The 13558-nt window shown below is 58.1% G+C and carries 15 protein-coding genes; 10 read left to right on the top strand and 5 right to left on the bottom strand.

What is annotated here, in order from left to right; all coding sequences use genetic code 11:
- The first annotated feature begins 24 nt into the window (after positions 1-24).
- The 3 genes from AC2TDA_RS12690 to AC2TDA_RS12680 are packed head-to-tail and all read left to right on the top strand — an operon-like array spanning position 25 to position 3042.
- Positions 25-1503: a leucyl aminopeptidase gene (locus tag AC2TDA_RS12690; RefSeq protein ID WP_480879475.1), complete on the top strand. Its 1479-nt coding sequence runs from the start codon at positions 25-27 to the stop codon at positions 1501-1503.
- 4 nt (positions 1504-1507) lie between these two features.
- Positions 1508-1966, top strand: a complete 459-nt coding sequence (locus AC2TDA_RS12685; protein ID WP_480879474.1) for a DNA polymerase III subunit chi — start codon at positions 1508-1510, stop codon at positions 1964-1966.
- Positions 1967-1995: 29 nt separating this feature from the next.
- The gene (locus tag AC2TDA_RS12680) at positions 1996-3042 is read left to right on the top strand and encodes an aldo/keto reductase (protein ID WP_480879473.1); all 1047 of its coding nucleotides are present in this window, start codon (positions 1996-1998) and stop codon (positions 3040-3042) included.
- Positions 3043-3129: 87 nt separating this feature from the next.
- On the opposite strand, the gene AC2TDA_RS12675 is transcribed toward AC2TDA_RS12680, so the two are convergent.
- Positions 3130-4116: a GlxA family transcriptional regulator gene (locus tag AC2TDA_RS12675; RefSeq protein ID WP_480848245.1), complete on the bottom strand. Its 987-nt coding sequence runs from the start codon at positions 4114-4116 to the stop codon at positions 3130-3132.
- Positions 4117-4248: 132 nt separating this feature from the next.
- Here AC2TDA_RS12675 and bcoG point away from each other — a divergent pair, with 132 nt between their 5' ends.
- From bcoG to AC2TDA_RS12655, 4 genes are all read left to right on the top strand, one after another.
- Complete coding sequence (bcoG, locus tag AC2TDA_RS12670; RefSeq protein WP_480879472.1) at positions 4249-5163, top strand: 3-dehydrocarnitine:acetyl-CoA trimethylamine transferase BcoG; 915 nt, start codon at positions 4249-4251, stop codon at positions 5161-5163.
- A gap of 64 nt (positions 5164-5227) precedes the next feature.
- Positions 5228-5557 carry a hypothetical protein gene (locus AC2TDA_RS12665; protein ID WP_480879471.1) on the top strand — a complete coding sequence of 110 codons (330 nt, stop codon included), beginning with the start codon at positions 5228-5230 and terminating at the stop codon, positions 5555-5557.
- An 8-nt stretch (positions 5558-5565) separates the two neighbouring features.
- The gene (locus AC2TDA_RS12660; protein ID WP_480879470.1) at positions 5566-7032 is read left to right on the top strand and encodes a carnitine 3-dehydrogenase; all 1467 of its coding nucleotides are present in this window, start codon (positions 5566-5568) and stop codon (positions 7030-7032) included.
- Complete coding sequence (locus AC2TDA_RS12655) at positions 7029-7787, top strand: SDR family oxidoreductase (protein WP_480879469.1); 759 nt, start codon at positions 7029-7031, stop codon at positions 7785-7787. Before AC2TDA_RS12660 ends, AC2TDA_RS12655 begins: the two co-directional genes overlap by 4 nt.
- A gap of 8 nt (positions 7788-7795) precedes the next feature.
- Here the strand turns inward: AC2TDA_RS12655 and AC2TDA_RS12650 are convergent, their stop codons facing one another.
- Both AC2TDA_RS12650 and AC2TDA_RS12645 read right to left on the bottom strand, forming a co-directional pair.
- Positions 7796-7978 carry a hypothetical protein gene (locus AC2TDA_RS12650; RefSeq protein ID WP_480840128.1) on the bottom strand — a complete coding sequence of 61 codons (183 nt, stop codon included), beginning with the start codon at positions 7976-7978 and terminating at the stop codon, positions 7796-7798.
- A 78-nt stretch (positions 7979-8056) separates the two neighbouring features.
- Positions 8057-8935, bottom strand: a complete 879-nt coding sequence (locus AC2TDA_RS12645) for a helix-turn-helix domain-containing protein (RefSeq protein WP_480879468.1) — start codon at positions 8933-8935, stop codon at positions 8057-8059.
- A 110-nt stretch (positions 8936-9045) separates the two neighbouring features.
- On the opposite strand from AC2TDA_RS12645, the gene AC2TDA_RS12640 reads away from it, so the two are divergent.
- From AC2TDA_RS12640 to AC2TDA_RS12630, 3 genes are read left to right on the top strand one after another with little or no spacing between them, the layout of a single operon-like run.
- Positions 9046-9249, top strand: a complete 204-nt coding sequence (locus tag AC2TDA_RS12640) for a DUF2061 domain-containing protein (RefSeq protein WP_480848235.1) — start codon at positions 9046-9048, stop codon at positions 9247-9249.
- Positions 9242-10144, top strand: a complete 903-nt coding sequence (locus AC2TDA_RS12635; protein WP_480879467.1) for a fatty acid desaturase — start codon at positions 9242-9244, stop codon at positions 10142-10144. The genes AC2TDA_RS12640 and AC2TDA_RS12635 overlap by 8 nt, the downstream gene beginning before the upstream one ends.
- A gap of 21 nt (positions 10145-10165) precedes the next feature.
- A complete protein-coding gene (locus AC2TDA_RS12630) occupies positions 10166-11065 on the top strand; it encodes an EamA family transporter (RefSeq protein WP_480848231.1) in 900 nt (299 codons plus the stop codon).
- On the opposite strand, the gene AC2TDA_RS12625 is transcribed toward AC2TDA_RS12630, so the two are convergent.
- Positions 11062-12426, bottom strand: coding sequence for a DEAD/DEAH box helicase (locus tag AC2TDA_RS12625; protein WP_480879466.1), 1365 nt, complete (start codon positions 12424-12426; stop codon positions 11062-11064). The two genes, AC2TDA_RS12630 and AC2TDA_RS12625, sit on opposite strands and share 4 nt — an antisense overlap.
- Before the next feature lie 183 nt (positions 12427-12609).
- The gene (locus tag AC2TDA_RS12620; RefSeq protein ID WP_480879465.1) at positions 12610-13554 is read right to left on the bottom strand and encodes a glycosyltransferase family 2 protein; all 945 of its coding nucleotides are present in this window, start codon (positions 13552-13554) and stop codon (positions 12610-12612) included.
- Positions 13555-13558 lie beyond the last annotated feature (4 nt).

The raw sequence follows: 13558 nt of genomic DNA, 5'->3' as shown, positions 1-13558 counted from the left end.
CAAAGTTTTTTTCAGGAGCACCTCATGAGCAGTCTCGTCCCCGTTCGTTTTCAACCTTTTGACCTTGATCTGATGGCGCAGGCCAGCGGTCGGGTCGCTATCATTGTAACCGAAGAGGGCAAGATGGGACCGGCTGCGCGCCGAGCCAATCGGTTGACGCGCGGTGCGGTGGCACGGCTGATCGAGAATGATCGCTTCGAAAAAGTGAAGACGGGCGAAGTAGTCTCGCTGGCCTGGCCGGGCGGTATGGCAGCCGAGGCACTCGACATTCTGATCCTGCCGCGTCGCCCCGATCATGACGAGGCGTGCAAGGCCGGGGCCAAGCTCGGCAAGCTGGCGGATGGCAAATCTGTATTGGTGATGGCTGGTAATCAGAACCGTACCGAGAATCTGGTCTTGGGGATGGTCCTGCGCAGCTATGATTTCGACGTGCACAAGACCAAGGATTCCGACCGGACCGGCGAGATTGTGGTCTGTCACACTAAACCCGACGAGGCCGAAGCTGCATTTGCGCCGCTCTATGCTGTGGCGGACGGGGTGCGTATGACGCGCGACCTGACCAATGAGCCTGCCAACGTTCTGACAACAACCGAATTCGCTGATCGCCTGTCCGAGATGCAGGAACTCGGGTTGGAGGTCGAGGTTCTGGACGAAGACAAGCTGGCCGAATTGGGGATGCGCACCCTGCTGAGCGTCGGGCAAGGCTCGGACAGCCCCTCCAAAGTTGTGGTGATGCAGTGGAACGGCGGCGACAAAGACGACGCGCCGCTGGCCCTGGTCGGCAAGGGCGTGGTGTTTGACACCGGTGGTATCTCGCTGAAACCGGCAGCCGGCATGGAAGACATGACCATGGACATGGGCGGTGCAGGGGTCGTCGCGGGCACCATGCGCGCGCTAGCCAAACGCAAGGCCAAGGCGAATGTCGTAGGTTTGGTGGGGCTGGTCGAGAACATGCCCTCGGGCAATGCCACTCGTCCCGGCGACGTGGTGAAGTCAATGAAAGGCGACACGGTCGAGATCATCAATACCGATGCGGAAGGGCGTTTGGTTCTGTGTGACGTCATGTGGTACGCGCAGGACCGGTTTAAGCCGGTTGGCATGATCGATCTGGCGACCCTAACCGGCGCAATCATCATTGGTCTGGGGCATGAAAATGCCGGTGTCTTCTCGAATAATGACACGTTCTGCGACGCCTTTCTGAAATCGGCCAAGGCCGAGGACGAAGGTGCGTGGCGGCTGCCTTTGGGCAAGGCGTATGACGAACTGCTGAAATCGCGGATTGCGGACATGAAGAACGTGGGCGGACGACCAGCTGGTTCGATCACCGCGGCTCAGTTCCTGCAGCGCTTTGTCAAAGAGGAAACGCCATGGATCCATCTGGATATCGCCGGAGTGGCCTCAGTCTCGTCCGAGACATCCTATGCGCCCAAAGGGGCCACCGGATGGGGCGTAAGGGCGCTGAGCCGTTTCGTTCAGGACAATTTCGAGACTGCCAGCGAGTAAACACATGGGCGCCGTCTATTTCTACCACCTGACCCGTCAGCCGCTGGAGCACACCCTGCCGGTGCTGCTGGATAAGGCGCGTCAGGCCGGGTGGCGGATTGCCGTGCGGGGCACAGACCCCGCGCGGATGGACTGGCTTGATGAAAAGCTGTGGCTGGGAGCTGAAGACGGGTTTCTGCCACACGGTCGCGCCGGCGGGCCGCACGACGCGGTGCAGCCCATTTTGCTGACGACCGACGCACAATCCGCCAACGATCCCTCCTGCGTTATGACCATTGACGGCGCATCTGTGGGCCCGGACGAAGTTACCAAGCTGGAGCGCGTTTGTATTCTATTTGACGGCAATGATGACTTGGCCGTTCAGCACGCACGCGGGCAGTGGAAGGCACTGACCGCTGCTGGATGTTCCGCACAATATTGGTCTGAGGAATCCGGACGGTGGGAGAAAAAGGCCGAAGCATAAGCAGCGGCTGAGTTTCAGGAGATGTATTGATGGAAATGAAGCCTTTAGGCCGCACCGGTATTATGGTGTCGGATATGTGTCTTGGGACGATGACATTTGGAACCCAGACACCTGAGGCCGGGGCGCATCGACAGATGGACATGGCTCTGGCGGCTGGGATCAACTTTGTCGATGCGGCCGAGATGTATCCGGTGAATCCGGTCTCGAAAGAGACGATCGGGCGGACCGAAGAAATTCTGGGCACCTGGAACGCTGCCAACCCATCTCGGCGCGGCGATTACGTGCTGGCCACGAAGCATTCCGGCGAGGGCTTCGTTCATGCTCGCAACGGTGCGCCGATCTCGAAAGAGACGATCCCCGAAGCGATTGAGGGCTCTCTGCGGCGTTTGCAGACGGATTGCATCGATCTGTATCAGTTTCACTGGCCCAACCGCGGCAGCTATATGTTCCGGCAGAACTGGGACTATGCGCCGTCCGGCGAGAACCGGGAAGAAATCCTGTCCGAGATGCAAGAGTCTCTCGAGGCGCTTCAGAAACAGGTCGACAAGGGTAATATCCGAGCCTTTGGCCTGTCCAATGAAAGCGCCTGGGGCACGGCGCAATGGTTGCGCTTGTCAGATGAGATGGGTGGGCCGCGTGTGGCATCGATCCAGAATGAATATTCGTTGCTATGCCGCCTGTTTGACACGGATCTGGCCGAGCTGTGCTTGTACGAAGATGTCGGCCTACTGGCGTTTTCCCCATTAGCCGCCGGTTTTCTGACCGGCAAATATCAAGATGGAGCTGTTCCCGAGGGGTCACGGATGTCTTTGGTACCGCAAATGGGCGGGCGCAAGACCGAGCGGGTGTTTGACGCGGTTTCGGCTTATTTGGAAATTGCCAATCGGCATGGGTTGGACCCAATACACATGGCGCTGGCCTGGTGCCGCAGTCGGCCCTTTATGGCGTCGACCATCTTTGGGGCGACGAACGAGGCACAGCTGAAACACATTCTTGGTGGGCTTGACCTGGTGCTGCCGGCTGAGGTTCTGGCCGAAATCACAGCTGCCCACAGGGCGCATCCCATGCCGTACTAGGTATGGGCGCTGTCCGCGTCGCCGCAGGTGGAAATCCCAGAGGGTAATTGGGCCAGTTGGTAATTGGGGCAACCGACGAGGTTTCTGTCAGTGATGGGTTGGTTGTGTGCGGTCCTGCCTCAGATCGCGGGCTGAAAGGCCGTGTGCAGTGCGGAAAGCGCGCGCAAAACTGGATTGCGAGGCAAAACCGGTTGCCAGGGCCACGTCCATCAGCGGTAAATCTGTGTCAGTGACCAGGCGGCGGGCCTCGGCCAGACGCAGTTGCAAATAGTGGTCTTGCGGGGTGGTGTTCAGGCGCAATCGGAACTGCTGTTGCAGTGTGCGGGGGCTGGTGCCCAGACGGTCGGCGATATGGGCCAGAGGCAATGGGTCGTCCAGAGAAGACTCCATCAAATTGTTGGCCTTGGCCGTCAGCGCGGTGTGACGGTGCGGAACGCCGGTACGACTTTGTGGTTTCGAGGGCTCCGGTGCACCATCATATAGGAACAGCCCTGATACGCGGGCGGCAAAGCCTGCTCCGTGGCGGGCGGCGATGATATGGAGCATCATTTCGACAGCCGGAATTGCCCCACCGGACGTCAGGCGGTTGTCGGATACCGTGAAGCGGTCAGGTCGCACGTCCACTTCAGGGAAGCGGGCGGCGAAGTTGTCCAAATCTTCCCAATGGGTGGTGGCGGCGCGACCGTCGAGCAGACCGGCCTCGGCAAGCAACCAAGGGCCGCCGTCAATGCCGGCCATAGTGGCGCCGGTGCCGGCAATGCGTCGTAATCCGGCCAAAAGGCTGGGGGTGGCGTGGCGTGCCAATTGGAAGCCCGCGACCACGATCATAAGATCGCAACTGTCCAGACGTGCTAGGGGTATGCCGGGGACACTGAGCGCGCTGGTCAGCACTGCTGGTTCAGCTTTGGCGGTTACGTAGTCCCAATCGAATGCAGGTCTGTCAGCCAGCCGGTTGGCTGCGCGCATGGGATCGATCGCAGCAGCAAAGCTGAGCGTGTTGCAATCGTCCAGCACCAATACTGCCGTTTTCAGGGCACGATGTTCGGGCTGGAGAATGTTTTTTGCGGATTTCATCAAGTCTGATTCGCATTCTGGAAAGTTGTTTCAACAAGGCTGCGCCAGAGTCGTGTGCAACGCAAATCGGAATCCGGGGAGAAGCCTGGGGAAAACTCACGGCAAAACCGGGTATAAGTTGGGGAAAACGCAATGCCTCTGGAAATGAACCGCGAAGTCTTCATCACCTGTGCTGTTACCGGCTCGGGAGGAACGCAGGATCGCAGCCCGCATGTGCCGCGTTCGCCGCAGCAGATCGCCGACAGCGCCATCGCTGCGGCCAAGGCCGGGGCGGCGGTGGTGCATTGCCATGTGCGCGACCCGGAGACTGGCGCGCCAAGCCGTCGGTTGGAGCTGTACCGAGAGGTGACGGACCGCATCCGCGACGCCGATGTGGACGCGGTTCTGAACCTGACCGCGGGCATGGGGGGCGATATGGTGTTTGGCGGTGTCGAAAATCCGCTGCCTCTGTCCGAGGCCGGAACCGATCTGGTTGGCGCATCCGAGCGTGTGGCACATATCGCTGAATGCCTGCCGGAGATCTGCACTCTGGACTGCGGCACGATGAACTTTGCCGAAGCCGACTATGTCATGACCAACACCCCCGGCGCATTGCGTGCTATGGGGCAGATGATGACCGATCTGGGTGTGAAGCCCGAGATCGAGGCGTTTGACACTGGTCATCTATGGTTTGCCAAGCAGCTGGTGAAGGAGGGCATTCTGGAACCCAACGCGCTGGTTCAGCTGTGCATGGGTGTGCCGTGGGGCGCGCCGGATGATCTGAACACCTTCATGGCGATGGTAAACAATGTGCCCGACGACTGGACGTTCAGCGCGTTTTCACTGGGGCGGAATGAGATGGCTTATGTGGCGGCCTCGGTTCTGGCGGGCGGCAATGTTCGCGTCGGGTTGGAGGACAATCTGTGGCTTGAAAAAGGTGTGCTGGCCGAGAACTGGCAATTGGTAGAGCGCGCGGGCACGATCATCGAAAACATGGGCGCGCGGGTGATCGGACCGCAAGAGGTGCGCGAGAAGCTTGGGCTGACCAAACGAGCGCCAAAGGGCTGAGAGTTTCCCTTGTGTCCGGCGGTCAAAATAGCGAACCCGGAGGCATCAGCATAAGGAGTACAATGTGCGTTTGATGTCTCTAACTGCCGTTTTTGTCAGTGCGATTTCCCTTTCAGGCTGCCTGCCGGAAGATCGGCAAATCGTCAGCAACTCTGCCGATTCAGACCGGAATGCGTGTGAGGCCAAAGGTGGCACCTATGAAATTGGTGGCCGGGCGCAGAGCTATGTCTGTTTCACGCCGTTGCCGGATGCGGGCAAGACCTGTGAGAAAGAAACCGATTGTACAGGCTTTTGCCTGTCGGAAACCAAACAATGCAGCGCGGTCACGCCTCAATTCGGATGTACTCCGCATTTGGATGAGACGGGGCGCGAGCTGGTGATCTGTATAGATTAGAGGACAGCATGACGAAAACAGCGGCAATCATCGGTGGTGGCGTAATCGGCGGCGGGTGGGCCGCTCGGTTTCTGCTTAACGGTTGGAATGTGCGGGTGTTCGATCCCGACCCCGAGGCCGAGCGCAAAATTTCTGAGGTTCTGGACAACGCGCGCCGCTCTCTGCCGGGACTGAGCGATGTTCCGTTGCCGCCCGAGGGTGTTCTTTCGTTTCATGATGATATGGCCGAGGCTGTGCAGGGGGCGTCATGGATTCAGGAAAGTGTGCCAGAACGGCTCGACCTGAAATTAAAGGTCTACAGAGGGTTGCAAGAGAATTGTGATTCAGGGGCGATCATCGGATCGTCAACCAGCGGGTTAAAACCGTCTGAACTGCAAGAGGGCGCCTTGCGCCCGGAGCAGATCGTGGTGACGCATCCGTTCAACCCGGTCTATCTGTTGCCACTGATCGAATTGGTGCCGACTGACAAGAACTCACCCGAACTGATTGCCAAGGCGAAGGAATTGCTGACTTCGGTTGGTTTCTTTCCCTTGCACATCAAGAAGGAGATCGATGCGCATATTGCTGACCGATTTCTCGAAGCTGTCTGGCGCGAAGCATTGTGGCTGGTCAAGGACGGCATCGCTACGACGGAAGAAATCGACGAAGCGATCCGCATGGGTTTTGGTATCCGTTGGGCGCAGATGGGACTGTTCGAGACCTACCGCGTGGCGGGGGGCGAAGCCGGGATGCGGCACTTTATGGCACAGTTCGGCCCCGCGCTGAAGTGGCCGTGGACCAAGCTGATGGATGTTCCGGAATTCACTGACGAGTTGGTCGACTTGATCGCAGATCAGTCTGATGCGCAGTCGGGAATGCACTCGATTCGCGAACTGGAACGTATCCGCGACAACAACCTTGTCGGTATGATGCGCGCGTTGAAGGCGCAGGATTATGGCGCAGGCGCGGTGCTGAACCAGCATGATGCGCTGCTGAAACCCGGTGCGCTTCCGACGTTGGATCAGGCGGATTTGAGCCAGCCAATCCTGACGCTCGCACGCGCGGTGCCGCTGGATTGGACCGACTATAACGGGCACATGAATGAGGCGAAATATGTGGAAGCCTTCGCCGTAGCCACCGACCGGTTCATGGAGATCATCGGCTGCGACATGAATTACATCGCATCGGGCGGCAGCTATTTCACCGCCGAAAATCATATCCGGTATATGGATGAGGCCCATGCCGGGTCAAAAATCGAAGTGCGCACGCAGATGCTGCTTGGGGCGGGCAAAAAGCTGCACGTGTTCCACAGCATGTACGAAGGCGACAAGCAGTTGGCGACGGGCGAAAGCTTCCTGCTGCATGTCAGCCTTGAAACGCGTCGTCCAAGCGCTCCGTCGCCCGAAATCGAGGCGGCAATGGCCCGCATCGCCGAAGCGCAGGCCGGGTTGCCTTACCCCGACGGGGCAGGGGCTTCGATCCGGAAGCCAGTATGAGCAGTCGGGTTCTGATCACCGCCGGAGCGTCGGGCGTTGGTCGGGCGATGGCAGAGGCATTTGATGCTGCGGGTTATGACGTGTGGGTCACGGATATCGACGATCAGGCGCTGAAGTCCCTGCCGGAGCACTGGATTGCGCACCGGGCAGATGTTGCCAATGAAACCGACATGAGATCGGTGTTTCAGGCGTGCAACGAGGCGGGCGGGCTGGATGCGCTTTGTGCAAATGCCGGAATCGCGGGTCCAACTCACGCCATCGAGGATATCGAACTGGCGGATTGGCGATCTTGTGTTGCGGTCAATCTGGACGGTGCGTTCCTGGCGGCAAAACACGCTGCTCCTTTGATGAAGTCAGCGAAGTCAGGAAGCATCATCCTGACTTCCTCGACTGCCGGGCAATTCGGGTATCCGTTTCGCGCACCCTATGCGGCGGCCAAATGGGCTGTGATTGGTTTGATGAAAACACTGGCGATGGAGCTTGGTCCGCACGGTATCCGCGTCAACGCCATCTGTCCGGGTTCAGTTGAAGGCCCCCGAATGGAGGGCGTGTTGCAACGCGAAGCTACAGCCAAAGGAATGACCCGCGATCAGGTGTACGCGGGCTATGCCTCGGGAACGTCCATGGGAAGCTTTGTCGAGGGCCGGGACATTGCCAATATGGCTGTTTTTCTGGCGTCAGACGCCGCGAGGCTGGTGTCTGGGCAGGTGATCGCGGTGGATGGTCATACCGTCAATCCTGACCCCAAGGTATAGCACAGGTATCAACCCTGGTTGGGGCCGCGAATCTGACGAATGGCGCTACGCACTGCTTGCCAGTCCTGCGCCTCCTGAGTATTTCCTGCGGCTTCGCACTCGCGCATCTTCTGCGCGGCTTCTGCTTCGGCCCTGTCACCATGGGCCGCATAAAGGGCACGTGCGTATTCAGCGGTCTTAAGAGCGTCCATTCCTGTCATCCTCCATCTAGATCGGAATGCTCGAAGGTTCGCGCTTGTCGACTATACTACAGGAATCCTGTTCTGGCATCATTGGCCTTCGGAACCAGCGAGAATCTCCTCGCGCAGCTGCCGAAGATGCATCGGAAAGCCGCGGGCAGTTATATCAGCTTCGCGCACTAAAGTATCGAAATGGCGCGAAAAAACCTCGATCCGATCACGGTCCCGGAAGGCCATATAGTGGCTGCCTGCGTAGAATACACACAGCAAAGGGCCAAAGATCGTGACTGGCGCTGAATACAGACGTTTGGCGTCGAACAGATAGATGCGCAGGCGGGGATAAAGTTGTTCGCATAGCTCCAGCAAGTGATCGATCTGTTCCAACCGGACGTGCCTTGGTAAGCTATCGTAATACCCGGTCGCCTTCGCAAAACTATCTATCTCATATAGCGGCATGGCGATCTCGTAGTCGGATTGCGCACTACGCATCCATGTCAACCTGTCGGCTGAAGCCCCAATGGCCTGATCCGCTGTCCTGCCAAGATGCGGGGCGTATTCCCATTCCAGAACGGCGCGAGTTTTCAGCATGTCAGGCAAGGTCGCGGGAACGTAGCGGATTTTGTAGCCCGCGGCCTCTTGGTGCCATTCAAAGATGCGTTCATCCACCAGTGCGCGGGGGGCTTCGGTCATGGTGAGCGAACTGGCCAATAACACAGCCGCGCTTTCTGGCCGGTTGGACAGGCTAAGCAGCCAATCGGCCGACACTCCAAGTGCGGAAGCACAGCTGCCGACAACATGTGCATTCGGCAAGCGCGCCCCGTCATCCGTCAGCAGTTGCGAAACCGTGGATCGGTCGACGCCAATATTGCGCGCCAGGGCGCTTTGGCTGACATTGCCTTCTTCCATGGCGCGGGCAAGTCGCAGTCGAAACTGGGCTGCGCGGTCGAGTTTGTCGATTTTATTTTGCATGTGATGATTTATATCACGTTCGATGAATTTTGTTAATCATATTCAGAATTTCCAACACCTGCGCCGTTCAGTAACACTGTTAGCAGAACAATAAAAAAATGGGGTCCGGAATGGAAACGCGACAAAGATCAGTCGTGAAAGCAATCGTTTGGAACGCGATGGGGTTGGCGACCATGACGCTGGTCGGCCTTATCGCAACAGGCTCTGCCGCTGTGGGCGGGGCCTTGGCTGTTGTGAACACCGCAATCGGCCTGACACTTTATATCGTCTACGAGCGGATTTGGGCGGGGATTACGTGGGGACGCCATGGCTGAACCAACGATACCCAAATCGCCCGAATGGGGTACGTTCGGTCTGATTGCAGCTTGTTATGCGGCGTGGATCGCGGCCGTGTTCTGTTTGGCTGGATGGTCCTTGTGGCTGGCAATCCCGACGATGGGAGTTATCGCCGCGTTGCATTCTTCGCTGACGCATGAGGTGCTTCATGGGCACCCATTCCGGGCAAAGTGGCTCAACGAGGCGTTGATGGCGCTGCCACTGACGTTATTCATTCCATACAATCGGTTTCGGGACCTGCATCTGGCCCACCATCAGGATGCGAACCTGACGGATCCTTATGACGACCCTGAAACAAATTACCTGGACCCTCAGGTTTGGCAATCTTTGTCCGGATGGCAGAAACGACTCTATTCAGCCAACAATACCTTGATGGGCCGTATCGTTCTGGGTCCTGCTATCGGGCAGGTAGCCTTTATGCGCGACGAGTGGCGAGGAGCAATGCATGGAGATCGGGCAGTTTTGCTGGCCTGGGCACTGCATTTGCCCGGCGTTGCTGCAGTTCTATGGATCGTGTCGCAATCGCCAATGCCGCTATGGGCATTTGTCATATCTGCTTATATCGGGCTGGGTCTGGTCAAGATCCGTACCTTTCTGGAACATCGCGCGCATGAGAAATCTCGCGCCCGCACGGTGATCGTCGAAGATCGCAGTCCGCTGGCCTTTTTGTTTTTGAACAACAACCTACACGTCGTTCATCACATGAACCCTGCGGCGCCGTGGTATCGTCTACCGGCGCTCTATCGCACCGGAAAGGATCGATATCTGGCCTGCAACGAGGCCTATGTTTATCGCTCATACGCGCAGATTTTCCGTCAGCATTTTTTGCGCGCTAAGGATCCGGTGGCGCATCCGCTCTGGCCAAAGCCTTGATTTGAGGACAGAAGGGAATCCATGAGTTTATGGATTCCCGTTACAATTGCCGCCGCCTCGTTTCAGACGGTGCGGTTCATGCTGCAAAAGTCACTTAGCAGCGTAAAACTGTCAGCGGCTGGTGCCACGTTCGCCCGGTTTGCCTATTCCATGCCGCTGGCGGTGTTAGGATTGGCCGTCGCGCTTTGGGCTGGGTACGCGCTTCCGCCCTTGACCGCGATGTTCTGGGTATTTGTGGTCATTGGGGGTACGGCGCAGATATTAGCGACGGTCTGCGTGGTCGCCCTGTTCAAGCAACGCAACTTCGCGGTCGGTATTACGTTCAAAAAAACCGAGGTGATCCAAACCGCTATCGTCGGGTTTATCATTCTGGGTGACAGTGTTTCGTCTGGTGCGCTGGTGGCGATACTGCTGGGTCTGCTGGCGGTTCTGTTGCTGTCGAAAACACCGGGTGGTGACGGGGCATGGTGGCGGCATCTGACCAACAGGGCCTCGCAGCTGGGTTTGGGATCGGGCGTGTTGTTTGCCTTCTCAGCAGTCAGCTATCGTGGCGCGTCACTGCAAATTGGTGATCTGGACGCATGGTTCCGCGCGCTGGTCACTCTTGCGGCAGTGGTGTCGTTCCAGTTTCTCAGCATGTGGCTTTGGCTGCTGTGGCGTGACCGGGCTGAATTGCGCGCGGTGTGGGACACCCGCAGTACCGGCGTTTTTGTAGGCCTGACCAGTCTTGGCGGTTCGTTTTGCTGGTTTCTGGCGTTCACACTACAAAACGCAGCCTATGTTAAAGCGCTGGGGCAGGTGGAACTGATCCTGAGCCTGCTGGCCTCGATACTGTTCTTCCGCGAAACCATTACCCGGCGCGAGATCGCCGGGATGTCATTGCTTGGGGTTTCGATCTTGGTGCTGGTGCTGACTATTTAGCCCGTGCGGCGCTCATCAAAGCTGAGAGCGATGAAGCTGGGCAGATGATCGCCCATACCGACGACCGAGCGCCCACCGCTGTCTTTCCCGCGTCCGCCGCGTTCTTTGCGATCGCCCGAGCGTGGCTGTGGCTCTTGTTCGGCTTTTGGCCCCGACGGCTTGCTGCGAGGCTTCCTTTCGGGCTTGGGCGCGTCCGTCTTGATTTCCTCGCCCTTGAAAGGGTTGTCCAAACGCGGAATTTCCTTTTGGATCAGCTTTTCGATCGCATCCAAAGCTTTTTCATCCCGCGACGAGCAGATCGTTATCGCCTTGCCATCACGCCCGGCACGACCTGTTCGGCCAATGCGGTGCACATAATCTTCGGGATGGCCTGGAACGTCAAAATTGAAAACGTGGCTGACAGAGGGCACATCCAACCCGCGCGCGGCGACATCCGACGCGACCAGCAGGCGTAGTGTGCCATCACGGAATCCGTCGAGGGTTTTCATGCGCTGCGACTGATCCAGATCGCCATGAATTGCGGCAGCATCGTAACCGTATTTTTTCAACGACTTGGCACAGATGTCCACGTCAGTCTTGCGGTTGCAGAAGATGATCGCGTTGGTGCATTTTTCGCCCTCGGCATCGATCAGAGCCCGCAGAACCTTACGTTTTTGACTTGCCTCGCGGTCACGGCGACCACCCTTGAACATGACAACGCCTTGTTCGATTGTCTCCGACGCGGTGGCTTGGCGCGCAACCTCGACACGGGCCGGAGCGGACAGGAAGGTGTCGGTGATCCGTTCGATTTCCGAGGCCATTGTGGCGGAGAAGAACAGGGTCTGTCGGGTGAAAGGTGTCAACGAGAATATGCGTTCGATATCCGGGATGAATCCCATATCCAGCATCCGGTCGGCTTCGTCCACCACCATGATCTGAACACCGGTCAACAGCAGCTTGCCGCGTTCGAAATGGTCCAGCAAACGGCCCGGAGTGGCGATCAGCACATCGACACCCCGGTCGATCAGCGCATCTTGTTCCTTGAAGCTGACGCCGCCGATCAGCAGCGCCTTGGTCAGCTTTACATTTTTGGCATAGGTGTCGAAATTCTCAGCGACCTGTGCCGCCAATTCCCGCGTCGGGCACAGCACCAGCGAGCGCGGCATCCGCGCACGCGCGCGACCACGGGCCAGCAGCGTGATCATCGGCAGCGTGAAGCTGGCGGTTTTGCCGGTGCCAGTCTGGGCGATCCCCAGAACATCACGACCTTCCAGCGCAGGGGGGATCGCGCCTTCCTGGATCGGGGTCGGAGTTTCGTATCCGGCTTCCTCAATGGCTTTGAGGACCTTCGGGTTCAGGTTCAGTTCGTTGAATTTTGTCATGTATGTCCGGTTCAAGCGGACACTTGACCTGGCCCGCGCGTCTGAATCATGCCGGGCCCGGATGGCCATGCGCCTCATGCGCGTTTCGGCTTTGGCGGGACATAACAAAAACGTGGGGCAGGGTCAAATGAAGACAAGTTAACTTGGCGCAGACACGTCACATTCGCGATTTTGCGCAACAATTCAGATGCTTCCGGGGAAGTGTTTCGCCAGTTTAGCATCCAGATCCAACGGCCTGTGGCGGATCTGACCGTGATCATGCAGACGCTGCCGTACTTCGGGGTCTCCACCACTCATCTCGTCATAAAACACGCGCAGACCGTTTTCGCCTTCCTCGGCTTCAATCCAGCTGAGCAACTCGTGCTTGTTAAGCCCACCTCGATCACGCGCGACATTGGGGTTCATGCCGGGTTTGTACGAGCCATGTTTCAGCCGAAAACGGTAGTGGTTCAGCCAATGTTCCCAATCGGGGGCATGCCGGTGGCACAGGTCGATCTCGGGCAGTTCGGTCTTGCAGGGCAAAAGCTGGTTGTTCTGAAAAATATTGTGGATGCGGTCGCTGATTTTTGGCAGGCCAGTGCGCGCAAACAGTTTACCCTGCACGTGGCTGAGGAAGCCCGATGTCAGGAACGCTCCAAAGTTCGGATAGAGCGTTTCGACCAAAGCCTGCCGGTCCGGGCCCTTTGGGATAAACGCCTTATAATGGTCATTCCCTCCGGCCAGCGCCTCAATAGGACGCATGCGGACAGCGGGCTGATCATTCGGTACGGCGCTAAGCAACTCTGGGATGGGGCGGGAAGGCCACAGAAACTCATCCACATCTATGTGGCACAACCAATCCAGATCGGTTTTGCGATACACACGTGTCGCGTTGGCAGATTGTCGTCGTTGGTGGCGCTCTGGCCTGTTGCACCCTCGTCGGGCCCAGAACTCATCATCACATTGCCAGACAGTGATCTTGGGGTGCTGCTTCAGCGCGTGAAGTGCTGCGCCATTAGGCTCGTCCAGATGCAGGTAAAGCCTGTCGGCCCCGAGATCCAGATGATAGGCCGCAAAACGCAGAATTTCTGCGGCAGAACCACGGAGCGTTGAGACGATGCCCCAGCGCGGCCTATCTTGCGTGCCCATCCAG

This window comes from Ruegeria sp. HKCCD6426 (assembly GCF_057221115.1).
This window is presented reverse-complemented; position numbering and strand designations above follow the sequence as displayed.

What these genes read in the sequence shown, in the direction of transcription:
- AC2TDA_RS12680 (WP_480879473.1), top strand. Translation starts at nt 1,996, where the DNA reads ATGGAAATGAAGCCTTTAGGCCGCACCGGTATTATGGTGTCGGATATG.
- AC2TDA_RS12635 (WP_480879467.1), top strand. Translation starts at nt 9,242, where the DNA reads ATGGCTGAACCAACGATACCCAAATCGCCCGAATGGGGTACGTTCGGT.
- AC2TDA_RS12660 (WP_480879470.1), top strand. Translation starts at nt 5,566, where the DNA reads ATGACGAAAACAGCGGCAATCATCGGTGGTGGCGTAATCGGCGGCGGG.
- AC2TDA_RS12675 (WP_480848245.1), bottom strand. Translation starts at nt 4,116, where the DNA reads ATGAAATCCGCAAAAAACATTCTCCAGCCCGAACATCGTGCCCTGAAA.
- AC2TDA_RS12625 (WP_480879466.1), bottom strand. Translation starts at nt 12,426, where the DNA reads ATGACAAAATTCAACGAACTGAACCTGAACCCGAAGGTCCTCAAAGCC.
- AC2TDA_RS12645 (WP_480879468.1), bottom strand. Translation starts at nt 8,935, where the DNA reads ATGCAAAATAAAATCGACAAACTCGACCGCGCAGCCCAGTTTCGACTG.
- bcoG (WP_480879472.1), top strand. Translation starts at nt 4,249, where the DNA reads ATGCCTCTGGAAATGAACCGCGAAGTCTTCATCACCTGTGCTGTTACC.
- AC2TDA_RS12685 (WP_480879474.1), top strand. Translation starts at nt 1,508, where the DNA reads ATGGGCGCCGTCTATTTCTACCACCTGACCCGTCAGCCGCTGGAGCAC.
- AC2TDA_RS12640 (WP_480848235.1), top strand. Translation starts at nt 9,046, where the DNA reads ATGGAAACGCGACAAAGATCAGTCGTGAAAGCAATCGTTTGGAACGCG.
- AC2TDA_RS12620 (WP_480879465.1), bottom strand. Translation starts at nt 13,554, where the DNA reads ATGGGCACGCAAGATAGGCCGCGCTGGGGCATCGTCTCAACGCTCCGT.
- AC2TDA_RS12630 (WP_480848231.1), top strand. Translation starts at nt 10,166, where the DNA reads ATGAGTTTATGGATTCCCGTTACAATTGCCGCCGCCTCGTTTCAGACG.
- AC2TDA_RS12655 (WP_480879469.1), top strand. Translation starts at nt 7,029, where the DNA reads ATGAGCAGTCGGGTTCTGATCACCGCCGGAGCGTCGGGCGTTGGTCGG.
- AC2TDA_RS12690 (WP_480879475.1), top strand. Translation starts at nt 25, where the DNA reads ATGAGCAGTCTCGTCCCCGTTCGTTTTCAACCTTTTGACCTTGATCTG.
- AC2TDA_RS12650 (WP_480840128.1), bottom strand. Translation starts at nt 7,978, where the DNA reads ATGGACGCTCTTAAGACCGCTGAATACGCACGTGCCCTTTATGCGGCC.